Source organism: Bradyrhizobium sediminis (genome assembly GCF_018736085.1).
Classification (GTDB): Bacteria; Pseudomonadota; Alphaproteobacteria; order Rhizobiales; family Xanthobacteraceae; genus Bradyrhizobium; species Bradyrhizobium sediminis.
On record NZ_CP076134.1, the window covers coordinates 1,684,365 to 1,710,473 of the forward strand.

Below are 26,109 nucleotides of genomic sequence, written 5' to 3' on the forward strand. Positions count from 1 at the left end.
ATGCGCATCCTGCTCCTCACCCATGCTTTCAACAGCCTCGCGCAGCGGCTGTTCGTCGAGCTGCGGGAGCGGGGGCATGACGTCACGGTCGAGCTCGACATCAACGACGCCGTGACGCGCGAGGCCGTCGAGCTCGCCGGTCCCGATCTCGTCATCGCGCCGTTCCTGAAGCGGGCGATCGCCGAGAGTGTGTGGCGTCAGGTGCCGTGCTTCATCGTCCATCCGGGTATCAGGGGCGATCGCGGGCCCTCGTCGCTCGACTGGGCGATCCTCGACGCGGAGACCAGTTGGGGCGTCACGGTGTTGCAGGCCGAAGCGGAGATGGACGCTGGCCCCGTGTGGGCCTGGCGCGAGCTCCCGATGCGGGACGCAGCCAAGTCGAGCCTCTATCGCAACGAAGTGACGGAGGCGGCGGTTGCGGCCGTGCTCGAGGCGGTCGATCGCTTCGTGAAGGGCGGATTCACGTCGCAGCGCGTCGACCCCACGGCAGCAGGGGTACGCGGCCGCCAGCGCCCCGCAATGAGTCAGGCCGATCGCGCCATCGACTGGTCCTCCGATACGACGGCTCGCGTGCTGGCGAAGATCCGTAGCGGCGACGGCAATCCCGGCGTCCGGGACCGGCTGTTCGACCGCATTGTCCATCTCTACAACGCCAAGGCCGCGACGGGTTTGGGCGGGCCGCCCGGTTCGGTCGTGGCGCGGTCGGGTCCTGCCGTCGCGCGCGCGACGATCGACGGAGCGGTGTGGATCGGCCACCTTCGGGAGCCGGCCGGCGAACATCGTTTCAAGCTGCCCGCAACCCACGTGCTGGCGCGTGAGGTCGCAGGATTGCCCGCTGTCCCGGTTGATACGCCGGCCGGCTTCGGCGAGATCGCCTACCGTGAGGCCGGCGCTGTCGGCATGCTTCATTTCGACTTCTACAACGGGGCCATGGGCACCGAGGCGACTAGGCGCCTGCTGGCCGCCTATCTCATGGCGACCAGACGTCCTACCAAAGTCATCGTGCTGCTCGGCGGTACGGAGTTCTGGTCCAACGGCATGGACCTCAACCTGATCGAGGCGGCGCGCAGTCCGGCGGACGAGTCGTGGGCCAATATCAACGCGCTTGACGATCTGGCCGAGGCCATCGTGCGCACCCGGAGCCATCTGACCGTCGCCGCACTCGGCGGCAATGCCGGCGCCGGCGGCGTGTTTCTCGCGCGCACCGCCGATCTTGTATGGCTGCGCGACGGCGTGGTGCTCAATCCGCACTACAAGGACATGGGCAATCTGTTCGGGTCGGAATTGTGGACCTATCTCTTGCCGCGAAGGGCCGGGCTCGCCGCCGCCCGAAACGTAACCGAAGCGCGTTTGCCGATCGGGGTGTCCGAAGCGGTCGCGCTGGGTCTGGCCGATGACAGTATTGCGGCGGCGCGAGCGTCGTTCACCCGCGCGGTGATGGCGCGTGCCGAGGCGCTCGCCGCTGCGCCCGACTGGTCGGCTCGCATCGCCGGCAAGGTCCGCCTCCGTGACGCCGACGAGGCCGACAAGCCGCTCGCACTCTATCGCGCCGAGGAGCTCGAGCACATGCGCCGCAATTTCTACGGCTTCGATCCGAGCTACCATGTGGCGCGATCGAATTTCGTGCGCAAGGTTGCGAAATCCCGGACGCCGATAACCATCGCGCGTCATCGCGATCGACGATGTCTGTTCCCTCGGAGGATGGCGTCATGACCCAATTACCAACCGTCCTCGTCGTCGATGACGAGTTGCGCAGCGTCGAGGCATTGCAGCGCATCCTCGAGGAGGACTTCGACATCCGCACGGCGGTCACCGTTCATGACGCCGAGACCATCCTGGAAAACGAAATCGTCGAGGTCGTGCTGTGCGACCAGCGTATGCCGGATATGACGGGTGTGGAGTTTCTCAAATCCGTCCGCGCGCGCTGGCCGGACGCCGTGCGCATGATCATCTCCGGCTATACCGACGCCGACGACATCATCAGCGGCATCAACGATGCCGGTATCTACCAGTACGTAACAAAACCCTGGCAACCCGAGGCCCTGATCCTCACCATCCAGAATGCCGTTCGTCTGTACCGCCTGCAGCGCGAGAACGAACTGCTTGCCGTCGAATTGAAGATGTCGGCGACACGGGCGGAGAGAGTCGTCGCCTCTCGCCGGCAAGAGCTGAAAGCGCAGTATCATAGCGACGATGGTATCGTCCGGGCCGCCGACAGTCCGTTGAACGAGGTTTGCGAGCGGTTGTTGCGCGTCGCGCCCTTCGACGTCTCGGTGCTGGTGTCCGGCGAATCGGGTACCGGCAAGGAACTGGTCGCCCGCGCCCTGCACTACAACAGCCTGCGCTGGAACAAGCCGTTTGTCGTCGAGAACTGCGCCGCCATGCCGGATGAATTGCTCGAAAGCGAGCTGTTCGGTCACAAGCGTGGTGCGTTCACCGGTGCCGTCGAAGATCATACCGGGCTGTTCGAGCGCGCCGACGGCGGCACCGTGTTTCTCGACGAGATCGGTGAGATCTCGCCGGCGTTCCAGGCCAAGCTGCTGCGCGTGCTGCAGGAGGGCGAGATCCGCCCCGTCGGCCGCGGCGCGTCGCGCAAGGTCGATGTTCGTGTGATCGCCGCCACCAATCGTGTCCTGGAGCAGGAAGTGCGTGAGGGACGCTTTCGTGAGGACCTCTATTATCGTCTTGCGGCTGTCACCATTCATGTTCCGGCACTGCGCGACCGCCCGATGGACATCCCGATCATAGCGCGCATGCTGCTCGAGAAGGCACAGAAGCAATTTGGCAAGCACGTCGAGGGCCTCACCGATGAGGCGCTCGCCTGCATGGAGGCCTATCATTGGCCGGGGAATGTCCGGGAACTGCAGAACGAGATCCAGCATCTGCTGGTCATGGGGCCGGAGAACGGGCCGCTCGGTGCGGAGCTGCTATCCCGCAGGATACTGCGCGCGGCTCCCGAGGATGAGGCGGAGGATGTCGCGATGCTGGTTGGCCTCGATGGTCCCCTGAAAGAGCGCATCGAGCAACTCGAGGCCCGCATACTGAAGGAAACGCTGATCCGCCACAAATGGAACAAAAGCCGGGCAGCCAAGGAACTCGGCTTGTCTCGCGTCGGGCTTCGGGCCAAGCTCGAGCGTTACGGGCTGGAGAAGATCGAACCGATCGATCCGCGCTCCCGCAGCAAGGCGGCCTCCTGAGTGGCAGAGGAGTATCGGGACTTGTCCGTGTTGACGCCGCATGACAAGGACGGCCCGTCCGGGCTGATCGAGCGGGCCGGCGTGGCCGAGGCCATTGCGCTGTCGCCGGCGTCCGAGGACGCCTGGATCGACGTGATCCGCAAGATGGACGAGGTCTATTCCGAGCTCGTTCAATCCCAGGTCGAACTGGAGCAGAAAAACGCCGAGCTGGAGGAGGCGCGCCAGTTCATCGACAGCGTGGTCGCTGCCATGACCGACGTGCTGATCGTCTGCGACCGGGCGGGCCGCATCGAACAGGTCAATCGGGCGCTCGAGCGGCTCACAGGGCAAAGCGGCAAGTCGCTCACCGGGCAGCCGCTGGAGGTGCTGTTGGCTCCCGGCCAGGAGCCGCTGTTCGACGAGCTGCGCTCGAAGCTGCATGGCGGTGTGGGCCTCGGAGATTGCGAGGTTTCGTTCATCGACAGCACCGGGACGCCCACGCTGCTGTCGATGAGCTGCTCGTCACGATGCGATCACAAGGGGCGCTTCGTCGGTCTCGTGCTGATCGGCCGTCCGGTCGGCGAGCTGCGTCGCGCCTATACCGAACTCGCCGCCGCTCATCAGGATCTGCGTCAGGCGCAGAAGCAGCTGGTGTTCTCCGAGAAGATGGCTGCACTTGGCCGTCTCGTCGCCGGCGTCGCCCACGAACTCAACAATCCGATCAGTTTCGTGTTCGGCAATATGCATGCGCTGAAGCGTTATGGCGGGCGGCTCACCAAATATCTTCAGGCGATCGACCGGGGCGAAAGCCCGGACCAACTGCTCAAGTTGCGCAGTTCCCTGAAGATCGACCGCATCCTGCTCGACGTCGGCCCGCTCGTGGAAGGCACCCTCGAGGGCGCCGAACGCGTGAGCGAAATCGTCCAGGATCTGCGCCGATTCTCCAGTTCCCAGACTGAGCCGCTGGAGAACTTCAATGTCAGCCGCGTGGTTCGCACGGCGATCAGCTGGGTGGTGAAGACGACGCGGATCAAGCCGGAGGTCGTGCTCGATTTGCCTGACCGGCTCGAGGTCGTCAGCCGGCGCGGGCCGGTTCATCAGATCATGGTCAACCTCGTGCAAAACGCCATCGACGTCATGGCCGAACAGCCGGTACCGAAGCTGGTGGTCAGTGGCGCTCGCGAGGGCCAATGGGTGGTGGTGCGCGTGCGCGACTTTGGTCCCGGCATGTCGGCCGTCGTGATGAAGCGGCTGTTCGAGCCGTTCTTCACGACGAAGCCGATCGGCAAGGGAACCGGGCTTGGCCTTTATGTCAGCTATGGCCTCGCGGAGGAGTTGGGCGGGCAACTCGACGGCGCCAATCACGAGGACGGCGGCGCAGTCTTCACCTTGCGTTTGCCGGCGCAGGAGGTGCCCGATGCAGAACCTTCCTGGTAAGCCTCGCCGCCTGAACCTTTTGTGGTTGCAATCGGGCGGCTGCGGCGGCTGTACGCTCTCGCTGATCGGTGCGGAGTCCCCCGACCTGCTGACCGCGCTGGATATCGCCGGCATCGATCTGGCGTGGCACCCCTCGCTCAGCGAGGCTACCGGATTCGAACTGCACGAACTCCTCGCGCGCCTGATTTCGGGTGAGGAGCCGCTCGACATCCTCTGCCTCGAAGGTTCGGTAATCCGTGGCCCGCGCGGGACCGGGCGCTTTCACATGCTCTCGGGCAGCGAGCGTCCGATGAAGGATCTGATAGCCGATCTGGCGCCGCTGGCGAACCACGTCGTCGCTGTCGGAACGTGTGCGGCCTTCGGCGGCATCACGGCGGCGGGCGACAATCCTTCGGACGCCTGTGGGCTTGTCTACGACGGGCGCGAGCCTGGCGGGCTGCTCGGACCGCGCTTCCGTGCCCGATCCGGACTGCCGGTGATCAATGTTTCCGGCTGCCCCGTTCATCCGGGGTGGGTCGTCGAAACCTTCCTGCAACTGGCGGGTGGCACATTGACGGAAGCCGACCTCGACGGCATCGGCCGGCCGCGCTTCTATGCCGATCATCTCGTCCATCACGGCTGCACCCGCAACGAATTCTATGAGTTCAAGGCGAGCGCGCGAAATCTGAGCGAGATGGGATGCATGATGGAGCATCTCGGCTGCATGGGCACCCAGGTTCACGCCGACTGCAATATCCGGCTCTGGAACGGAGAGGGCTCGTGCACGCGCGGCGGCTATCCCTGCATCAGTTGCACGGAGCCCGGATTCGAGGAACTGGATCATCCCTTTACGCTAACGCCGAAGCGCGCCGGTATCCCGGTCGGTCTTCCGACCGACATGCCCAAAGCGTGGTTCGTGGCGCTGGCCTCCCTCTCCAAGGCCGCAACGCCGGAACGGCTCCGGAAGAATGCCGTCGCCGATCACATCGTGGTGCCGCCGGTGGGGCGCCAGGGAAAACACCAGAAATGACGCGCCGGGTCGTGGGGCCGTTCAACAGGGTTGAGGGCGATCTCGAGATCAAACTCGATATCGATGGGGGAGCGGTGCGCGCGGCCTTCATCAACTCTCCGCTGTTTCGCGGGTTCGAACAGATCCTGGTCGGCAAGAGCCCGAGCGATGCTCTGGTCTATACGCCGCGAATTTGCGGTATCTGCTCGGTATCGCAGTCGATGGCGGCGGCCAGCGCGCTGGCGGCGATGCAAGGGGTCGCGATACCGGACAATGGCGCACTGGTCCAGAACCTGGTGATGGCGGCCGAAAATACCGCCGATCACCTGACGCATTTCTACTTGTTCTTCATGCCGGATTTCGCGCGGGCGGTGTATCGGGCCGAGCCGTGGTTCGGCGCTGCCGAGGCCAGGTTCAAGGCGGTCAGCGGCACGGCGGCGCGCGAGGTTCTTCCGGCGCGTGCGGAGTTTCTGCATTTGATGGGGATACTTGCCGGACGCTGGCCGCATACGCTGGGGCTTCAGCCCGGTGGAACGACGCGGGCGGTCGGGGGCAGCGAGCAGGTGCGCCTCTTGGCTACCGTTGCGTCCCTGCGCAGGTTTCTCGAAACCTCGCTATTCGCCGATACGCTGGAGCAGGTAACTGCGCTCGACAGCGAAGCAGCTCTCGATGCGTGGATGGACGCGGCTCCGTCCGAGCGGGGCGACCTCCGCCATTTTCTGGTCGTGTCGAAGGTGATGGGGCTCGACAAGCTTGGACGCGGCACTGGGCGCTATCTGAGCTACGGCGCCTATGGCATGAACGGCGGACATGCTTTCAGACGTGGCATTGTCGAGGCGGGGCGTCCCCGTGCGTTTCGTTCCGCGGAGATTGCGGAGGATCATGCCTCGTCATGGCTGGCGCGGCCTGCGGCTCCCGCTCATCCCTCCCATGGTCTCACCTTGCCGGAGCCCGATGCGCCGGGCGGCTACACCTGGTGCAAGGCGCCGCGATTGGCCGGTTCCGTGGTCGAGGTCGGTGCCCTGGCCCGCCAGATCGTCGACGGTCATCCGCTGATCGTCGATCTCGTCGCCAGGGGCGGCGGCAATGCCCGCACCCGCATCATTGCCCGCATGCTGGAGATCGCCCGGATCGTGCCGCTGATGGAAGCGTGGGTGCGCACGATCCGTCCACGCGAGCCATTCTGCGCCCATGCCGCGATGCCGCCGGATGGCGAATGCGAAGGGCTGGTCGAGGCGGCGCGGGGCGCGCTTGGCCACTGGATGGAAGTGCGCGACGGGCGCATCGCCAATTACCAGATCGTCGCGCCGACCACCTGGAATTTTTCGCCCCGCGACGAAAACGGGGTTCCCGGCGTCTGCGAACAGGCTCTGGTCGACGCTCCGGTGCGCGAGGGCGAGATCGAACCGGTCGCCGTGCAGCATATCGTGCGCTCGTTCGATCCATGCATGGTCTGCACGGTGCATTGAATGGCGCGGGCCCGACCAGTATCGACGACGCAAGCGGGTGTCTCCTACCGCGTGCGCGGTCTGGTGCAGGGTGTCGGATTCCGCCCTGCGGTCTGGCGGCTCGCCACGTCGTTCGGGCTTCGTGGCGAGGTGCTGAACGACGGGGAGGGCGTGTTGATCCGCGCGTGGGGCCCGCCGGACGCGCTCGATGGCTTTTCGCGCTCGCTGCGTCGGGATGTGCCGCGGCTGGCGCGCATCGACGATATCGTGCGCCAGCCGTTGCCGGGCGGCCCGGAAGGCAACGATTTCCGTATTGTCGGGAGCAACACAGGCCCGGTCCGCACCGGCGTCGTTGCCGATGCGGCGACCTGTCCCGATTGCCTTGCGGAAGTATTCGATCCCGCCGGCCGGCGCTATCGCTACCCTTTCACCAATTGTACTCACTGCGGTCCGCGGCTTTCGATCATCCGCGCGATTCCCTACGATCGCGCCACCACGTCGATGGCCGCCTTTGCCATGTGTCCGACCTGTCTGGCCGAGTACGAAGATCCGGACGACCGGCGCTTCCACGCCCAGCCGAATGCCTGTCCCGATTGCGGTCCGCGCGTCTGGCTTGCGGATGCGAAAGGCAACGAACTGCCATCGGCCGGCGATGCCATTCGGACGACGGCTGCCGCCATTCGCGACGGGCGCATCGTCGCCGTCAAGGGCATTGGCGGTTTTCACCTGGCCTGCGATGCCACCAATGAGGATGCTGTTGCGAGGCTGAGGGCCCGCAAGCGCCGCTATGCGAAGCCATTCGCATTGATGGCGCGCGACATCGATATGGTCTCGCAATATGCCCGCATCGCGGACCACGACCGTGCCGTGCTAGCGAGTGCCGCGGCGCCGATTGTCATCCTCGATGCACACGATGGTATGGGCCGGCTCGCTCCGTCGATCGCGCCCGATCAGTCGAGTCTCGGATTCATGCTCGCCTATACGCCGTTGCATCACTTGCTGATGTCGGATCTCTGCGCGCCGATCGTGCTCACCTCCGGCAATCGCAGCGACGAGCCGCAGGTGATCGCCAACGACGAAGCACTCGCGAGCCTCGCCGGCATCGCCGATCTCTGGCTCCTGAACGACCGCGATATCGTCAGCCGTCTTGACGATTCCGTCGTGCGGTCGATGTCCTCTGCACCTCGATTGTTGCGCCGCGCCCGTGGTTACGCGCCAGAACCCATTCAGCTCGGCGATGGGTTCGCCGATGCGCCGTCGGTGATGGCGATGGGTGCGGAACTCAAATCGACGATCTGCCTCGTTCGCGAGGGCCGTGCGATCGTCTCCCAGCATATCGGCGACCTTGAGGACGCGGCCACGCATGCCGACTATCGCAAGGTGCTGGCGCATTATCGCGAACTACATTGCTTTTCGCCGGCGCTCGTCGCCGTGGATGCTCACCCGGGTTATCTCTCGACGCAATGGGGTGAGGCATGTGCGCGCCAGGATGGCGATTTACTGGTCCGCATCCCCCACCACCATGCCCACGTCGCAAGTTGCCTCGCCGAGCACCGCGTCGCGCTCGATGCGCCGCCCGCGCTGGCGATCATCCTCGATGGCCTTGGGCTCGGCGAGGACGGGACGCTGTGGGGCGGCGAGATCATGCTTGCCGACTACGTCTCAGCCCAGCGCCTGGCGAGTTTCATGCCGGTGCCGCTGCTCGGTGGTGCGCGCGCCATGCGTGAGCCATGGCGCAATGCTTTTACACATCTCTCACAGTTCATCGGCTGGGACGATGTTTGCAGTCGATATCCCGATCTAGCCATCACGCGGCAGCTCTCGGCAAAACCCGTCGCGACTTTGCAGGCCATGATGGACAGTGGTCTAAACGCACCGCCGGCCTCCTCGGCAGGGCGGCTGTTCGATGCGGTCGCGGCCGTACTCGGAATCGCGCCCGAAACCTGCTCCTACGAGGGCCAGGCAGCGATCGGGCTGGAGGCGCTCGCGGCGACGGAAGAACGTGAACCCGGCGACGAATATGTCGGCCAGATTGCCAATAGCCAAATCGAACTGATTTCGTGGACGGCGATGTGGCGCAACCTGCTCGCCGACCTGGCGCGGGGCGTCGAGACGCCGCGCATCGCCGCGCGGTTTCACGCGGGGCTTGCGCTGACCCTTTCATCCATGGCAGCGCGCCTTGCAGGCGTTCGCGGCATCGACACCATCGTCCTGGGCGGGGGAGTCTTCCAGAACCGTCTGTTGCTCGAAGCCGTAACGTCCAATCTCGAGGCGGGTGGTCTGAGGGTGCTGAGCCCCCGGCTTCTGCCCGCCAACGACGGCGGCATCTCGCTGGGACAGGGTGCAATCGCTGCGGCACGTGCGCTTTGCCGCTAACTGGCGGGTCACTTGGGCAGGGAAACATGGTCACGCGCGGGATTTCGGGCCAACCGCGGATGAGTCGCAGGGCAACTCCGTCACACCATCAGATCGTGCATCGCATGAGTAGCGCCAGCGCTCGCCGCCCGCCCCGGAACGAGATTGAAATGGTCAGCTGAGTGTGGCTCCAGCAGAGACGCCTCAATCGCTTGTGCTCCGTCTGACGCCGCATGGTATCCGCGGGTTCCTGCAGCATCTTCGCGATGGCTGATCGGCGAAGCGGCAAGATCCACATCGGCGAGATCGACGAGGTCTGAACCGTCCAAATCGGAAATTGCGTCATTGAAGTGGAATGAGTCTCCAAGACCGAGCGTGCCGGCTGCCCTCGCGCCAAACACCACATCGGCGGTTGAGGGGGCCTCGAAATCCAGTACGCTGGCGCCATGCATGGCGGCTGCGCCGTGTCCGCTTGCTTCGCCCAGTGGCGTCTCAGTGCGGTCGCCGCTCAACGGGACCGCCGAATTCGCGATCGAACTCGCAAGCATTAGCCCGTGATTCCCCGACGCTCCCAGGACTGCCGGGCGATGCAGGACGTCTGAGTCGGTATCGATCGTATGGACATGAGTGTTGGTGGCATGAATCGCGCGGTCGTTTGTCGGGATCAATCCGTCGTCGCTCAAATGGTCGCCTTGGGAATTCGTATGATCTTCGTTGTTCGACGTGGCGACGGAATGCGTGCCGGAATGGCTGTTCCAGTTGTGGTGCGATTGTGCGATCCAGCCAACTCCATCCGACGCCATGCCGTGCGCGTTGCGGTTCAACTCGGCAGCGTCGGCGATCGTCGTCGTACCGGCGATGTCGAGCACCGGCGCGTGATCGAACGCGAAGTCATTCTCCGTCGCCGCTGTAACGTGAACGCGCTCCAGTACGATTGATCGTCCATTTGCCGGAGTGATGGTGGTGTTACCGCTGGCATCGTCGGTCGCGTGCACCCGGGCTTCGGCGAAGCTGGCAGATATGGCGTAGCCGATCAATCCAATCGGGTCTTGATCGACATCGAAGCCGTAGCTAACGGCGGTTGTTTGCAACGACCAGCTCTGGTCGGTAAGGAGCGCGTCGTCATTGCCGGTCCAGTCGGACGGAATGTCGGCGCTGGTCATCGTGACGGCAGCCCCGTCGTTTTCTGCCGTTACGACCAATTCAAGATTGATCGGCTCGCCTGTTACCTCGGCCGACGCCGTCGGCGCCACGAAGACAAAATCCGACGACTCAACGGTAACGATCCCCTGCAAATGGATTTCCAGCAGAGCAGAGCTGCCGATACTCAGGGTTTGATCTGTCGGATTGACGTACACGATAGTCTGATTGCTCGTACTGTCATAGAGCCATGCGATGGTGTGGGCCGGTACGGAGGTGCTCGTCGAGGTCAATGCCAAGACAGCGAAGGCAAGCCCACCGAGCGCGGTTAAGTCGATCCTGTCAGATCCCGATTTGAAATCGGAGATGGTGTCGAACCGGGCCGCGTTGGAATCCGCTACGGACAAATAGACGAAGCGGTCGTCTCCATTGCTGCCTGTGAGATTGTCCGCCCCATATCCACCGACGATGATATCGCACCCGTTATTGCCGTTGATCGTGTCGCGTCCTGACCCGCCATAGATCGTGTCATCCCCGTCATTGCCTTTCAACGTATCGTTGCCGGACCCTCCGTAGAGAAGGTCACATTTGCCGGTGCCGTTGATGGTGTCATTACCGGCGCCCGCATAGACTATTTGGCCGTCGTTACCGCCTCCCGCGATGGTTTCACCTCCGGGAGTTCCATAGACGTGCGGCGGATCGGATATTACCTCCTTCCCGGTGGCCAACCAGTCGAAATCATTGGGGTCAGCGTCGCTGCTACCGTTGATGGTGATCGTTACCACCTGAGCGGTGCCGTCCACGGTCGTGACGGTGAAGGTGTCGGTCAGCGTGGCGCAGACATCGAGCGCTTGCACCGCGCTGTTGGCGTCGTCGAGCGTGTAGATCCACAGGCCAGCCGCCGTCATCGTAAAGGTGCCGTAGCCGCCGGTGCTTGCTTTCGGCGATGTAACCGCCGTGAAGGTGTTGGCTGTATTGTCGACGTCGGTATCAGTGAGTGTGCCGGTGGCGGTCGGCGTGCCGCACGTAGCACCGCCGGCCTCGATCACCGAGCCGGTCGTGGTGCCGGAAATGACGGCCGCATCGTTGCTGCCGTTGATGGTGATAAGCACCACCTGGGCGGTGCCGTCTACGGTGGTCACTGTGAAGGTGTCGGTCAGCGTGTCGCCGATATTGAGCGCCTGCACCGCGCAGTTGGCGTCATCGAGCGTGTAGGTCCACACGCCAGCCGCCGTCATCGTGAAGGTGCCGTAGCCGTCCGCGCTCGCCCTCGGCGATGTAACCGCCGTGAAGGCATTGGCTGTATTGTCGACGTCGGTGTCAGTGAGTGTGCCGGTCGCGGTTGTCGTGCCGCATGTCGCATCGCCAGCCTCGATCACCGAGCCGGCCATAGTGCCGGAAATGATGGCCGCATCGTTGCTGCCCTCGATGGTGATCACCACTACCTGGGCAGTGCCATCTACGGTGGTCACCGTAAAGGAGTCGGTCAGCGTGTCGCCGACATTGAGCGCCTGCACCGCGCCGTTGGCTTCGTTGAGCGTGTAGGTCCACAGGCCAGCCGCCGTCATCGTGAAGGTGCCGTAGCCGCCGGCGCTCGCGGCTGGCGCGCTAACCGCCGTGAAGGTATTGGGCGCATTGTCGACATCGATGTCGGTGAGCGTGCCGGTCGCGGTCGGTGTGCCGGGCGTGGCATGCGCGGCGCCACCGGCCTCGATCACTGCGCCGGTCGCGGTACCGGAGATGATGGCCGCATCGTTGGTGCCGTTGATGGCGATCGTGAAGGTCTGATCGGACGAGAGCGTGCCGTCCGACACCGTGACAATGAAACTCATGGTCGTGGGCGTCGTCAGCGCATTGATCGCGCCACTGTCCGGAACGAGAGTATAGGCTCCGGTCATGCTGTTGACGTAAAGCGTTCCGTAGGGACCGGTATTCGATACATCATATGTCACCCCACCCAGCACTGTAGTGCCGGAGGTCCCCCCGCTGATGCCGTAAATCAGTGTGGCGTCGCTATTGGGACTGCTGGCAACGAAAGTGCCGCTCGTCGCAGCGAAGACGTCAAATGCCACGGTGTCGATTTCGGTCGGCCCCGTCAAAGCAGTCAGTGTCGGCGGCGGGGGCGGCAGACGTCCGAAAATGATCTCGGGAACCGAGGCGAAGACCCACGGGAGCGGCGGGAGCGAATTTTGCGCCGGGGAGGAGCCGTCAGTCTGAATGAAATTGATTGGCTGCAGCGGCAGCGGATTGACGAAAGGGGGTGTGCTCGACCCGGTCGACCCCGGTCCTTTCGCGAAGGTGGCGAGCACTTCCTGCTGGGCCGCCTGCAATTCCGCCATTCGCGTGGCAGAATTTGTGATTTGGTTCACGCTGATTGTGGAACCCTGCGGGCGCAGGACGATTGTTGCACCAGGATCCTCAACGAAGAAGTGTCGCGGGATTGCCTCCTTGGTTACGAGCTCGAATGCGCCGTGCTCCAGATCCTTGTATGTTATGATGTCGTCATCCAGGAATGTGACGTTCGGGTCCGCGGCCTGAACTTCCTTCATCATTGAGAAGGTCAGCGCTGTGAGCGTCAGTATGCCGATCCCACCGGTATGGGCGCGGCCCCGAATGCTTCCAAAAGGGGTGTCGACCTTGAGGCAACCGGTCTTTGCTAGCTGGCCGGCAATGAAGGCGAAGGCTCCTCTGGCCACCCCGAACAGGGCCGAATGCGAAGTGCCGGTGGAGTCGCAGACGAATTCGTTCAGCACCACGCGAGTGCTGCAGGATAGGGTGAACACGGTGCCGTCGATGAAGCGAATTCCGATCCGCCCGCCGGCTGCAGTCTCGATCACGTCACCCTGGTAAACGGGATCGCCAACCATGACCTGAACGGCAATGCCGCTCGCACGTCTGAGGGTGCCACGGCCGATCGCCGTCTGAATATTGCCGATGACTTGGGGAAGGAGGGCCACAACGGCCTTACCTTCGTCCCCGGACTCGAGGCTGGACACAACAAGCATTGGCTTCGACCTCGCCTGCCGAGTACTCAGGTCTAGCGTGATGCCACAGTCTTTTGGTCTAGCTTTGCCCGCGCCAGGACGTCTAAATACTTGGCGCTGCCAGGCTAGCCGGCCGCAACGTCCTGATCCAAATAGTCCTGATCCAAATAATCCAATCCGATCAGAAAGGCGGCGCGTTCAACGCGATGTCGAGGTAGCAGGAATTACCATCGTCCCGTCGTGAGGCGCAGTACTTTCCTGTCAGAAATCGCTGGAGTTCATAAATATGTGAATGTGACGTTCTTCGGTGCTAGTGCGCCAGCCTCGCGAAAAAGGATTGTGTAGTCAATTTGCGATTTAGGGGTACTCAATTTGCGCCGCGTTTTCGTCCGTAACCGAGGGGCGTCAGTTTGCAATAGCTACTCATCTGTGTTTTGTAGTCCACGGTTCGCAGAACCAAATGGGCAGCCATGCTGACACGATCTTCTCAGAGAGGGGGGATCATGTGCACCACACATCCGATTGCCGTATTGGTGACGAGTTTCGTTCTGGCGGTAGCCGGTTTTTTCCCGGCTCCGGCTCAAGCGCAGCGCGCTTCCGCCGAACCCGCTGTGCAGGATCTTGCGTTGAAACCCATTGGAAGAGTTGTTGCCGCCACGGGCGCGGTGACAATTGAGCGTGCGAGTGCGAGGGTCATTCAGGCAAGTACCGCCAGTCAAGCCGGTCAGGCGAAGGCTGGTGATCTCGTCTATCTGGGCGACGTGGTCGCGACCGGCGCTGACGGCCGGGTCGGCATCAATTTCACCGATGGCTCTTCGTTCAATCTGTCGAACAGTGCTCGCATGGCTTTGGACGAGTTCGTGTACGACCCAAACGGGAAGTCGAACTCGACCTTGTTAAGTCTGACCAAGGGAACGCTTACTTTTGTTGCCGGAAAGATAGCCACGACTGGCGATATGAAGATCGATACCCCTGTCGCGACTGTGGGGGTTCGAGGTACTACGCCACACGTCGAAATTTTGGACGATGGGACGGTCAAATTTTCTACTCTTATCGAGGAAGGCAAGAGCAAGCTCACGAAAAGGCCCGGGACGCGTCCCGCGGCGCAGCAACCCGAGCAGAAGCCCGATCCCAAATCAAACTTGAACATCTGTCGGGGGTGCTAGGGCTGCCGTGGGACGCAAGCCGTTCTCGGTAGGGGCAATTTGTCAGTCAAAAAAATCCGGACTTGCAATGCTCAACCCGCCAGAGATCAACGACCGCAATTCCCCAATTCCAAAATCGGAAGCCTGATATGGAATTTTGTGCAAGCGGACGCATCATCCACAGCACGGCGCCCATACTCATCCTGCTGCTGCTCGGGCAGCCGGCGGCGGCGCAGAACGCGAAGAAGAATGACAATCTCGAGAACGTTGCGCTGTGCAATGGCTCGGATCGTACGTCGCTCGAGTCACGGATTAGTGCTTGCACGGCGCTCATTGATTCGGGTCAAGCCACGACGGCTGCCTTGGCTATCGCCCACAACAATCGTGGCAATGCCTATGTCACGAAGGGAGACCACGACCGCGCTATCCAGGATTTCGATCGATCGATCAAGCTCAATCCAGCTTACGCCAAGCCCTTCAACAACCGCGCTGCAGCTTACGTGAGTAAAGGCGAATACGACCTCGCGATCAAATCTCTCGATGAGGCGATCGGGCTCTATCCCGACTATGGCAGAGCTCTTGCCAACCGTGCCGGCATCTACCTGAAGAAGAACGAGTACGATCGTGCGGCGCGAGATTATGACGAGGCCATTCGCCTCGCGCCTGATCTGGAAGCCGTATGGAGCGGACGCTGTTGGACCCGCGCTATCCTCGGTGCGTTGCAGGCGGCGCTGGAGGACTGCAATAGGGCGCTTCAGTCGGGGCCGGACAACGCCGAGACGTATGACTCGCGTGGGCTGATCCGCCTGAAGATGGGTCAATTCGACGCGGCTATCGATGACTATGATTCTGCGCTGCGATCCGACCCGAAGCTCGCGAGCGCGCTCTATGGACGTGGGCTGGCCAAGCTCAAGAGGAGCGACAAGGTAGGCAGCGAAACCGATATCTCAGCGGCAAAGACAATTCAGGCCAGAATCGGCGATGACTTTATGCGCTATGGGGTACAGTGAGAAGACCGAACGCAGAGGTTCGGATGCAGCCACATCCGGCTAGAGTCGGGTCCGGGAGTGCCCCGCTCGACATCCCGCACCACGTCTACTCAAGCCGCTGCCGTTCAATTCCGACAACGAAACCAGCGCCAATGCGTCCGTCAGATATCTGCGGAGACCGCGGCTTGTCGCGCCTGTTCGGCAAGCTGTGGCGCAGTCAATAGGTCCTTGAGCCACGTCTCGCCGCGGAATTTACGGTACTGCTCTGCCCGCAGCTGATCCGCCAGGCGTCCGGCCGGCAGCACAACGTCGTCATAGGTGATCACGGCGTCCTTGGCGATGCCGCGCTTCAACCGGCAACCCTGCACCAGGCCTTCCGGCAAGTAGCGGCCGGCGCTCATCTCATCGGCATTCACGGCCTCCCCATATGTCATGTACATGCCGTAGTCGTCGAGCACCTCGCCGGCCTTGAGATCGCGCTTGGCGACAGCGCAGACTTCGACCACGGGACCGCCGAGCGGCCTGGTGGTGGGATCGCGGAACAATACAGCGCGTGCAATCGCGTTCGGCGCTTCAAAATGCACCAGATGATAGGGGATGAAGAACGAATAGAGCGGCCCTGATCCCATCTTGTACAGGCTTAGATAGTGCCGCTGCTTGGGGTCGGGATGCTCAGCCAGGCAATAGACCTTGGTCAGCGGCGTCCCCACCACGTAGTCGATCGCGCCGCCAAGCTTGCGCAGTTCTTCGACGTCGTATAACTCGCCGATCTTGAGCACGTCGCCCGTGTATTGCAGGCCGCGCGACATGCCGCGCGAGCGCACCTTGAATCCCGTCGCGTTGGCTACGATGCTCTGCTCGAAGCTGATCTTGGAGCCATCGGCGAAGCTGGTCACCATCGCGGCGTTCTGTCCCCAACGCTCGGCAAAGCCCTGTTGCGTGGTCGGGTTACGGTAAGGATCCTGAAGGCCCTTCACGTTCCCCATCAGGCGCGGCGTGAGGCCAAGGCCTTTGACCCAGCGATAAAGGTTCATCTGCACGCCAGGCTCGTCGCCCTCACACCCGGTGAGGATCACGCCATGCTGGTCGGCATAGGTCTGAAGGATCGGGCCGATAGTGGCATCGAGCTCGGCGTTCATCAGCACGACGTCCTTCCGGTACCTGAAGGCCTCAAGCACGACGTGGGCGCCGTATTCGACCGAACCGGTAACATCGACGAGCACGTCGATATGCGGGGAGCGTGCGAGGAGCATCGGGTCCCCGGTTGCGATCGGCCGCGCGCGTGCGGCGGCATTGTCGAATTTGGACTGCGATTCGGTGACGACCGTATCCTCGCGGCCCGCATACTTGAACACCGCGACGGCCCTCTCGGGACGCCGGTTGGATATCGCGACGACCCGCATTCCGGGTGTGCTGTTGACGATCTGATTGGTCAGGCCCTGGCACATGAATCCGGCGCCGACGATGCCGACGCGGATGGGCCTGTTCTGATCTGCGCGAGCCTTCAATGCCGTATCGACGATCCACATGTCCGTTCTCCGCCGCGCTCAACCCGCCCGCCAGGCTCCTCTGCAAGAATCGTCATGCAGCCGCCATTGCGAGCGACATCCGGCGCTTCACTTCGTCTTCGATCTCATACAACGGGCGGAACGCCTGATCCTTCGATGAGATCACCGAGACCGGTAGCGGCCATTTGAGCCCCAGCCGTGGATCGTCGTGACGGAGGCCGCTTTCGGCGCTCGGTGTGTAGAACTCACCCACTTGGTAACTTGTGTCCGTGTTGTCGCACAGCGCCTGATAGCCGTGCGCGAAACGCTCCGGCACGTAAAGCGCGCTCATATTGTCCGCGTTGAGTTCGACGGAGACGTGCTCGAGGTAGGTCGGGCTCTCGGGCCGTAGATCGACAATGATGTCGAGGATAGCGCCGCGCGTGCATCGCACTAGCTTGCTCTCGGCGGCCGGTGGATACTGGAAATGCATGCCGCGTAGCGTGCCTTTCTTTGCGTTCGAGGCGATGTTCGCCTGCGCGATCACGGGTCTCAGCCCATGGTCGCGGAACTCGTTCTGACAGAAGGCACGCGCGAAGAAACCTCGTTCGTCCGTCTTGCGGTCGAGATCGATAATAAAGGCGGATCCAAGCTTCGTTTCGGTGAAGATCATCGTTCGCCTCCGGTCTACCCCTTGACGGCAGAAAGCGTCCGGGCCGCTCCCGGCTCGGCGGCCCGGCGATGTCTGAGGTCGTCAGCGAGAATGCCGTCGGCGATCAGCTTCTGGATGTGGCCAATGCGCTGGTAACGCGGTCCCTCGAACTCCTCAAGCGTCAGTTTCGACTGGCGAAAAGCATTGTAGAGTTGCTCGGCACCGCGCCGCGCATCCCATTGCGGCCTGAACGCGGGCAGCACGCGTGCGATCTTATCGAAGTTGACGCGATAGGAGCGCGTGTCGGGGCTCGCATCAGGAGCGATCTCGAGTCGGCAGCGCGGAACCACATCGGCGACGATCGCGGCGATATCACGGATGCGGTAATTATGCGCAGTCTGGCCGACGTTGAAGGCTTGATTGAAGACGATGTCCATTGGTGCTTCGAGCGCCGCGACGAAGGCGCGCGAGATGTCTTCAATGTGAACGATCGGCCTCCAGGGCGACCCGTCCGACTTCAGATAGATGAGACCCGTGGTGACCGCCCATGCCACCAAATTATTGAGCACGATATCGAAACGGATGCGTGGCGAGACGCCGTAGGCGGTCGCCGGGCGCATGTAGGTCGGGCAGAAGCCGTTGCCGGCGAGAGCGGAAATGTCGTGTTCCGACCGGACTTTGGATTCGCCGTACGCTGTAACCGGGTTCAGCGCCCCGGTTTCATCGAGCATAGCCTCGCCGGCCCGCCCGTAATTGCTGCATGAGGAAGCCAGCAGGAACCGCTTGACGCCCGCCTCCTTGGCAAGGACGGCGAGGCGCACGCTGCCGCGGTGATTGATCTCGTAGGTGAGGGTGGGGCGGAAGTTTCCGAGGGGGTCGTTCGACAGGGCCGCCAGATGAATGATGGCGTCGAGCCCTTCGAGATCTTCGCGCGCGACGTCGCGGATGTCCTTGCGGATATGCGGCACTGGCGCGATGTTGCCTCCAGCGCCAAATGTGCAGCGCTCATAGAGATTGCTGTCGAGCCCGATCACTTCGTGGCCCGACCGCAGCAGCATCGGGACCATCACGGTTCCGATGTAGCCCAAATGTCCTGTCACCATTACACGCATGACTGTTCACCCCGTTCAGTGCACCACCATCTTCCTTGCGTGGAAGGCTTCCGCGAAGCCGTCCGGCGCCCGGCATTCCGCGCCGCGCAGCCGCGCCAGGCCCATGAAGGTTTGCGCGTCGAACCAGTCCTTTGAGCGCTGCGTGCCGAAATGGTCGAAAAGCAGCTTCGCCTTGCGCTCCATCAGTGTCTTGCTGGCCGGGATGAAGACGTTTGGCTGGCTCAGATCGCCGTCCCATTTCGGGATCTCGTATTCTAGGATTGCGTGGTCGCGAAACGTGTTCCACGTCAACATCGATACCTCGCGATGATCCTGGTGCGCATCGTTACGTGAGTGGCACAGGATCACGTCGGGCGATGTGCGTCGTTTCAACGCCTCGAACCAGGTCTTGATGTCGGCTCCCTGGTAAGGGAAGAAGCCATCCTTGAACTCCGCCAGCTCGATGACCGACCGCGCGGCGTCTGCAAGAAATGCTTCGGCGGATGCACGCGCCTCGTCGGCACGTGGGCCGCAGGCGCTCAGCACCGCCCAGTGCACGTCCAGACGCACGCCGCGCCCGATCCAGCCCAGGATCGTTGCGCCAGCGCCGATCTCGATGTCGTCCGAATGCGCGCCAATGCAAAGAATCGAGAGGCGCTCACCCGAACCTGCAAGCTCAACGAGCTTCATCCAATTTTCCTTTCGGTCTCGACTGAGCCGGCCCGGGAGGCCGGATTGAGGAGCCAAGGCATCGTGCCCTTCTCGACGAGATCCTCGAGTATCTGCTTGTCCTTCAGCGTATCCATCGGACGCCAGAAGCCTTCGTGCTGGAAGGCCATGAGCTGATCAGCTTCAATCAGGCGTCTGAACGGTGCCTCGACGAGTTCATCGCCCTCGCGCATGTAGTCGAATATTTCCTTGCGGAAGACGAAGAAGCCGCCGTTGATCCAGAGATTGGCCTCCTGGCTGGCGCGGATGCGCTCGACCTTGCCGCCAGGCCGCATGTCGACCAGATGCAGGCTGAACGACGGCCGCACTGCGGTAAAGCACGCGATCTTTCCGCTCGCGCGGAAGGCCTTGACCATTTCAGCCAGATTGACGTTGGAAAGGCCGTCGCTGTAGTTGGCGAGGAACATGTCCTCGCCCGCGACGTGTTCGCGTACGGCCCACAGCCGCTCGCCGATATTGCGCCAGATGCCGGTGTCGATCATTGCAATGCGCCAGTCCTGCTGCGGATCGCCCAGAATCTCGACCTGGTTGCCAAAACCCTTGACGACGCAGTCGGCGTAGGTCTGCGGCTTGTAGTTCAGGAAGTATTCTTTGATGACGTTTGCCTTGTAGCCAAGGCACAGGACGAAGTCGTTGTGGCCGAACTGGCTGTAGTAGTGCATCAGGTGCCAGAGGATCGGCTTGTCCCCGATCGGAATCATTGGCTTCGGGATGCTTTCGGAGACGTCTCGAATGCGCGTGCCGAGACCGCCGCAGAACAGAACTGTCTTCATCTCAGCGGCCTCATGTTCGGGTGTGTCGCCTGTCAGCTTGCAGCCATTTCAACTTAACGCCGCATCGCGGGCAAAGAAGCCTGTCGGTCGCGGTGTGCGGAGTCAACGAACCGTCGGGGGTACCCCCTTGGGGGCCGTTACCTCGCCGGCGCAACGGGGAGCCGGGCGCCGCGCCTTTCGAGGTAGCCACTTTGCCGCGCAAACGTCGCCCAAAGCGCTGCCCGCTGCGCGTTTCAATCAGATATTGAATTAATGATGAACACACCGCTCAAGTTCATTCATGAGAAACGGCCTGATTTTCGGTTCGCGCGCTCGGATTATCGTGCCCACTATGAAGATTTGGTCGCCCGCATACCGCCGGCGATTGTGCGGGACGGAAGGATCATCGTATCGTTGGTCGCGGTCGCTCTCGTGCTCGCGTGCATCGCCATACCGCTGATGCCGCGCAAGTACTCGGCGGAGGCTCTCATCTATCCGAATTTGATCTCCCGTGAGCAAGAGAAAGTCGTAGCCCTGGCCAACGTCGACGGCGCGGCCCTTGTCACCGGTGAGGCTCGTCTGATCCGCTCTGATGCGATCCTGCGGGCGGTGGCAAAGCGACTCGGGCAGGATCCCAAGGCCAGCACGCCGCGCTCGTGGGCGACGCGGGGCCTTGACTGGTTTCGGGCTGCGTTTCTACCGGAAACCCGTAACCAGTCGCCATTCGATCGCACGGTCGCGATGTTGCGCAACAAAGTGGTGGTGACGAACGATACACGTTCATACCTCATCTCCCTTTCCTTCACGGCGTCCTCCGCCGACGAGGCCGCGCAGGTCGTCAACGCCTTCGTCACCGAGTACCTCCGCGATAAGATCAGGCAACGCGGGCTGAACAAAGTAAACTCTGCCGAGGCCGAACTGCGACAGCAACTGGCGGTTTACGGCGAGAAGCATCCGAAGACCCTGCACGCCGTGGCCGAGCTTGACGCGGAGCGCGCCTCGTTGAAGGCTGCGATGAACCTGCAGGATGGCGATAAAGTGGAGGTCGCCAACGACCAGAGCGTCAAGCTGGCGGTGCCAAATCATACGCCGACGAGTCCCAAGGGATTGGTGATCCTCGGACTGTCGTTGCTGTCGGCCTTGCTGGCCGGGATCGGCCTGGCCATTTGGCGCGATCGCAGGGAAACGGAACGGAAGTACACGGCATCGCGGCCTCCAACGAGGCGCGCTCCGCGTCAAGTGCGGCCACGGCCTGCAAGGTATTTGGATAACCCGCAGGAAGGCGATCGGGAGGAGGTCGCCAACGACCAGAGCGTCAAGCGGGCGGTACCAGATCATCTCGGCTACCAGCCGCATTCACAATAGCACGGACGTCATCCTGCCTCCCGCGAGGGACCGAGTCTGTCGAAGGCATTCCATGGGCGCCAAACTTCTCATCCAGAGAGCATTATGGACGCTCGTCGATCAGGGCGTAGTGAGCTTCGGTAATTTCCTGCTCAACGTGCTGCTTGCGCGCACGCTCAGCGAAGAGGATTATGGGAAGTTCGCGCTCTTCCTCGGCTCCATCTTCATTCTGCGGACGATCGATTATTCCCTCCTCTCCTATCCCCTGTCGGTGCGCCTGTGTGTCGCCGGCGACGAGGAGCGCGCCAGGCTGCTCGGGAACACGATCCTGCTCACCGCGGCCCTAAGTCTCGTGCTGGTCGTGGTCATGGCGCTTGGAACCACGGTGCTGGAGGTCGACAATATCGTGTTGCCGGCGTGCCTCTGCTATTTGTGCTGGCAGGCGCAGGAGACATCGCGGCGATGTTTGCTTGCCGATTTCCGCTACCGTGCGGCGGTGGCCGGCGACGGTATCGCTTATGTCGGCCAGGCCATGCTGATCTCCCTCCTGGCCTGGTTAGATACCATCTCGCTCCCGGCCGCGCTCTACCTGATGTCGGCGACCTTCGGCATCGGGACCATAATGCATGCGTCGAAGCTGCGATATGATTGGCCGAATGTCGCCGAAGCGCGGTTACTGGCCCGTGAATACTTTTCGGTCGGAAAGTGGTCACTCGTCAACTACCAGCTGGTGCTCGCTCGCGTCCAGCTCCTTCCGTGGATGCTGGCGGGCCTTGCGGGTACGGCGGCCACCGCATCGCTTCAGGCCGGCCTGAACATCGCAAATATGATGAACCCGATTATCTTCGGGATCGGCAACGCCATTCCGCAGGTCGCCGCTCACGCCTATCGCACCGGGGGCGCGATCGGCGCGTCGCGCGCGGCCTGTGGCTACGTCCTCGTCGGTTTGAGCCCGATCCTGTTGATTACTGCCGCAGGCATCCTGATGCCGCAGTTGCTTCTGCGGGCGGTCTATGGACCGTCATCGCCCTACCTCGCTGTCGCCGCGGCACTGCAGCTCCTCGTGATCGCCGGCGCGCTCGACTACATCGCGGAAATGATCAGCAAGACGCTGCTCGGCGTTGAAGCCGGTAGGCTCGCCTCTCTGGTCAATGTTGCTGCCGTCGGCGTAGCAGCGGTGCTGGCCCTCGCGCTCATTGGCCCGCTCGGCGTGTTCGGTGCATGCCTCGCTCTCCTGATCGCCAACTTGCTGCGAGCGATCGGCGCCTTGATCGCGATTGGCTGGTTGATCGCCAACGAACGATCTCGAGCGCCGGCGCCATCCAAAGCCGTCAGCCCGGTTCCGATCGACAAGATCCTCGGTGCTCCCGCGGAACAATGAGACAATTACAGCGATGCCGTACACGCAAGCGGTAACGACCAGCAGCTTGAAGAGAAGATCCCGGGGCGCGCTTTCCGAGGGTGACTGGTATCTCGCTCTGCTGGCGATCGTGTTGCTGGGTTATGCGCTGATGGGGAAGGGATTCGCCTATCTCGGCTACCCACCGCTATATGTGGGCGAGATCGCCTTTCTCGCCGGCATCGTGGTCTTTCTCCGGATCGGCGCATTTGCCGGCGCGCTCGCTACGTTGCCGGCCGTCTTGCTCATTGCGCTGATGGGCTGGGTGCTCGCGCGGACGCTTCCGTTCGTTGGCTGGTACGGGTTCGATGCCCTGCGCGACAGTGTCGTTGTGATCTACGGTTGTTTTGCTTTCTTCGTGATCGGACTGCTGCTGGAGGATGCGCGCCGGATCAACACGGTGCTTCGCTATTACGGGATCATGCTGGCGACTTTCCCAGCCATTCCGGTCGGCTTCTGGTTGACCAAATACTGGGCGGACTACATCCCGCGACTGTACGGTCCGGTGCCGATTGTCGAGATCGGGGCGAGCGCGGTCGGAACGCATCTCGCGGGTGCCATGGTTTTTGTCCTGATCGGTTTTCGCAGAGTCTCTTTCCTCTGGATTCTTGTCTGGTTCATCACGCTTGCGTTGGTCAGTGCGACCAATCGTGGCGCAACGCTTGCCGCCATCGTGCCAGTCACGATCGCGATGCTCGTGCTTGGACGGTACCGCCTGCTGCTCACCACTGTGGTGGCAGCCGTGGGCATATTCGCCGCTCTTCTCGCGCTGGAGTCTAGTTTCGGTGAATACGAGGAGGCCAAGGATTCGATCGAGCGTCCGGTCAGCGCTCATCAGATCGTCGAAAATGCCAAGAGCATCATCGGACAATCCGGCCAGCAAACGGAAGGCACCAAGCAGTGGCGTCTGAACTGGTGGGATATCATCGTTAGCGATACCATATATGGACCCAACTTCTGGACCGGCAGGGGATTCGGAGTTAATCTTGCCGCGGCCGACGGTTTCGCCGGCACAGAGGAACGCCAGAATCGTCCACCAACGCGGAGTCCGCATAGCGTGCACATGACCCTGTTGGCACGCGCCGGGGTTCCGGGCGCGGTGCTGTGGGTACTGGTCCTCGTGTCCTGGTTCGGCCTGCTCATCAGGGCGATGCTAACGGCGCGCGCGCGCCGGCAGCAGCGATGGCTGGAGCTCTTCCTGTTCGTCGCCTGCTACGCGATGGCGATACTCATCAACGCGTCGTTCGACGTCACGCTCGAAGGTCCAATGCAGGGCATCTGGTTCTGGTGCCTGTTTGGCTTCGGCATCGGATCGGTGATGGTCTATCGCGCTAGGCACTCTGAAAGAAATGGAGCCGCAGAGCGATGATGGCGTGGATACGAAGCGCGACCGCGCGAATTGGCACGTTGGCGATTTGCAGCCTGTCGATCAGCGCCGCCGCCGCCTTCGTGGGCGTCGACAGTTCATCCTGTCCACTCGATGCAATAGCCGTTGAGCCTGGCCAATCGATTCAGGCGGCGGTCGATCTCTCCGGCGAGGGCGCCGTGCTTTGCCTGAAGAAAGGGATTCACAGAGCGCAGGTCGTTCGGCCGCGGGCGGGGCAGCGCTTTCACGGGGAGGGCGAAACCGTTCTGAATGGTAGCTGGCGGATAGGCGGCTTCAGGCGGGAGGGGGGCTATTGGGTGGCGAACAGCCAACTCCAGCGTGTCCCCAAACACGGCGAATGCTTGCTGAGTGCGCCCGCCTGCGACCAGCCCCAAGCGGTGTTCATCGACGACAGGCCGTTGACCAGGGTGCCAAGCAGGGATGCGCTTGCAACGAATGAAGTCTACATCGATTACGCAGGCGGCAGAATCTATCTCGCCGACGACCCGACGAACCACAAGGTCGAGGCGACGATCGCCACACTTGCCTTCGCAGGCGATGCGCGCGATGTGCTGATTGGCAACCTCACAATCGAGAAATATGGGAGCCCGGCGCAAAAAGGCGCGATTCATGCTCGGGAGGGCATGCGATGGACGATCGAAAAGTGCGTGGTGCGGCTCAACAGTGGTGCCGGGATCAGCGTCGGGACCGGATCGAGCGTGCGCAATTGCGACATTCATCACAATGGCCAGATCGGCATCGAAGGCGACGGCAAGGATATCCTCATCGAAGGCAACCGCATCTGGTCGAACAACATCTATGGCTTCGATCCGGAATGGGAAGCTGGCGGGGCCAAGATCGCCGAGAGCAGTGACGTTACGTTCCGTGGCAATCATGTTCATGACAACAATGGTGCAGGCCTGTGGTGCGATATCGAATGTCGAAACGTCGTATACGAGGACAATCTCGTGGAGAACAATCAGCATGTCGGCATCTTCCACGAGATTTCGTTCAACGCGGTGATCCGGAGGAATGTGGTGCGGCGTAATGGCAGTGGAAGAAGCTGGTTTTGGCATGCCGATATCGTCGTTGCCGCGTCCCAGGACGTGGAAGTGACCGGCAATATCGTGACCGCCGGGTCCGGGGCGTGCGGGATCGTGCTGATCGATCAGGGACGCCGCAGCGGGGGCGGCGCAACATACAAAACGCGCAACAACGTTGTTCACGCCAACGAAATGACATTCGAGGGAGCTCCCTGCGCAGGGGGCGCCTCTGACACCAAGCCCAAGGATGAGAACTTTGCCATCATTACCAACGGCAACAACCGGTTCGACGCCAACACCTATCGAGTTCGGAGCACAAGCGGCCCGGCTCGCTTCGTTTGGGGGCACGACGTCACCGACTGGGAAGGATTCCGACGCAAGGGCCTCGAGCAGGGTGGCCGCCTGGTCTTGTACGACAAATGATGGCCAACGGCATGGGGACGGCAGCATCATGAGGGCGTCTCGGATCTTGCGTCTCGGTAGCGGCCCGGCTTGGCGTACCGAGCGCGATCAGTCGGTAATTCAGCGCGCTTCTCCGAGGCCGCGATTCAACGATCCTTCTGAAGGATTACCTCTAAAGCCGG

At 62.3% G+C, this 26,109-nt stretch carries 18 protein-coding genes; 12 read left to right on the forward strand and 6 right to left on the reverse strand.

All coding sequences use genetic code 11. From position 1 onward, the window contains the following. Genes KMZ29_RS08040 through hypF form a run of 6 tightly spaced genes read left to right on the forward strand, consistent with a single transcriptional unit; the run spans position 1 to position 9,425 of the window. A complete protein-coding gene (locus tag KMZ29_RS08040; protein WP_215623211.1) occupies positions 1-1,713 on the forward strand; it encodes an enoyl-CoA hydratase-related protein in 1,713 nt (570 codons plus the stop codon). Beyond that, the gene (locus tag KMZ29_RS08045; RefSeq protein ID WP_215623212.1) at positions 1,710-3,197 is read left to right on the forward strand and encodes a sigma-54-dependent transcriptional regulator; all 1,488 of its coding nucleotides are present in this window, start codon (positions 1,710-1,712) and stop codon (positions 3,195-3,197) included. Before KMZ29_RS08040 ends, KMZ29_RS08045 begins: the two co-directional genes overlap by 4 nt. Before the next feature lie 27 nt (positions 3,198-3,224). Continuing rightward, on the forward strand, positions 3,225-4,613 hold the full coding sequence (locus tag KMZ29_RS08050) for a sensor histidine kinase (protein ID WP_249779931.1): 1,389 nt from the start codon (positions 3,225-3,227) through the stop codon (positions 4,611-4,613). Continuing rightward, positions 4,594-5,622: an NADH-quinone oxidoreductase subunit B family protein gene (locus KMZ29_RS08055; protein ID WP_215623213.1), complete on the forward strand. Its 1,029-nt coding sequence runs from the start codon at positions 4,594-4,596 to the stop codon at positions 5,620-5,622. Before KMZ29_RS08050 ends, KMZ29_RS08055 begins: the two co-directional genes overlap by 20 nt. After that, positions 5,619-7,070: a nickel-dependent hydrogenase large subunit gene (locus tag KMZ29_RS08060; protein ID WP_215623214.1), complete on the forward strand. Its 1,452-nt coding sequence runs from the start codon at positions 5,619-5,621 to the stop codon at positions 7,068-7,070. Before KMZ29_RS08055 ends, KMZ29_RS08060 begins: the two co-directional genes overlap by 4 nt. Then, complete coding sequence (gene hypF, locus KMZ29_RS08065; protein ID WP_215623215.1) at positions 7,071-9,425, forward strand: carbamoyltransferase HypF; 2,355 nt, start codon at positions 7,071-7,073, stop codon at positions 9,423-9,425. Positions 9,426-9,505: 80 nt separating this feature from the next. On the opposite strand, the gene KMZ29_RS08070 is transcribed toward hypF, so the two are convergent. Beyond that, complete coding sequence (locus tag KMZ29_RS08070; RefSeq protein ID WP_249779856.1) at positions 9,506-13,549, reverse strand: VCBS domain-containing protein; 4,044 nt, start codon at positions 13,547-13,549, stop codon at positions 9,506-9,508. Between the two features lie 482 nt (positions 13,550-14,031). On the opposite strand from KMZ29_RS08070, the gene KMZ29_RS08075 reads away from it, so the two are divergent. Both KMZ29_RS08075 and KMZ29_RS08080 read left to right on the forward strand, forming a co-directional pair. After that, the gene (locus KMZ29_RS08075; protein WP_215623216.1) at positions 14,032-14,694 is read left to right on the forward strand and encodes a FecR family protein; all 663 of its coding nucleotides are present in this window, start codon (positions 14,032-14,034) and stop codon (positions 14,692-14,694) included. 128 nt (positions 14,695-14,822) lie between these two features. Then, positions 14,823-15,683: a tetratricopeptide repeat protein gene (locus KMZ29_RS08080; protein WP_215623217.1), complete on the forward strand. Its 861-nt coding sequence runs from the start codon at positions 14,823-14,825 to the stop codon at positions 15,681-15,683. A gap of 140 nt (positions 15,684-15,823) precedes the next feature. Here KMZ29_RS08080 and KMZ29_RS08085 read toward each other — a convergent pair whose 3' ends face one another. The 5 genes from KMZ29_RS08085 to KMZ29_RS08105 are packed head-to-tail and all read right to left on the reverse strand — an operon-like array spanning position 15,824 to position 20,394. Then, entirely contained in the window at positions 15,824-17,191 is a 1,368-nt protein-coding gene (locus KMZ29_RS08085; protein WP_215623218.1) for an NAD(P)H-dependent oxidoreductase, read from the reverse strand. Between the two features lie 52 nt (positions 17,192-17,243). Next, positions 17,244-17,822 (reverse strand): dTDP-4-dehydrorhamnose 3,5-epimerase, encoded by a 579-nt coding sequence (gene rfbC / locus KMZ29_RS08090; protein ID WP_215623219.1) that lies wholly within the window; start codon positions 17,820-17,822, stop codon positions 17,244-17,246. Positions 17,823-17,836: 14 nt separating this feature from the next. Continuing rightward, the gene (locus KMZ29_RS08095) at positions 17,837-18,913 is read right to left on the reverse strand and encodes an NAD-dependent epimerase/dehydratase family protein (RefSeq protein ID WP_215623220.1); all 1,077 of its coding nucleotides are present in this window, start codon (positions 18,911-18,913) and stop codon (positions 17,837-17,839) included. Between the two features lie 15 nt (positions 18,914-18,928). Further along, positions 18,929-19,582, reverse strand: coding sequence for a PIG-L deacetylase family protein (locus KMZ29_RS08100; protein ID WP_215605543.1), 654 nt, complete (start codon positions 19,580-19,582; stop codon positions 18,929-18,931). After that, positions 19,579-20,394 carry a glucose-1-phosphate cytidylyltransferase gene (locus KMZ29_RS08105; protein WP_215623221.1) on the reverse strand — a complete coding sequence of 272 codons (816 nt, stop codon included), beginning with the start codon at positions 20,392-20,394 and terminating at the stop codon, positions 19,579-19,581. The genes KMZ29_RS08100 and KMZ29_RS08105 overlap by 4 nt, the downstream gene beginning before the upstream one ends. 255 nt (positions 20,395-20,649) lie before the next feature. Here KMZ29_RS08105 and KMZ29_RS08110 point away from each other — a divergent pair, with 255 nt between their 5' ends. Genes KMZ29_RS08110 through KMZ29_RS08125 form a run of 4 tightly spaced genes read left to right on the forward strand, consistent with a single transcriptional unit; the run spans position 20,650 to position 25,948 of the window. Beyond that, a complete protein-coding gene (locus KMZ29_RS08110) occupies positions 20,650-21,738 on the forward strand; it encodes a GumC domain-containing protein (protein WP_215623222.1) in 1,089 nt (362 codons plus the stop codon). Positions 21,739-21,790: 52 nt separating this feature from the next. After that, positions 21,791-23,098, forward strand: a complete 1,308-nt coding sequence (locus KMZ29_RS08115) for an MATE family efflux transporter (RefSeq protein WP_215623223.1) — start codon at positions 21,791-21,793, stop codon at positions 23,096-23,098. Between the two features lie 13 nt (positions 23,099-23,111). Further along, a complete protein-coding gene (locus KMZ29_RS08120) occupies positions 23,112-24,485 on the forward strand; it encodes an O-antigen ligase family protein (RefSeq protein WP_215623224.1) in 1,374 nt (457 codons plus the stop codon). Next, positions 24,482-25,948: a right-handed parallel beta-helix repeat-containing protein gene (locus KMZ29_RS08125; protein WP_215623225.1), complete on the forward strand. Its 1,467-nt coding sequence runs from the start codon at positions 24,482-24,484 to the stop codon at positions 25,946-25,948. Before KMZ29_RS08120 ends, KMZ29_RS08125 begins: the two co-directional genes overlap by 4 nt. Positions 25,949-26,109 lie beyond the last annotated feature (161 nt).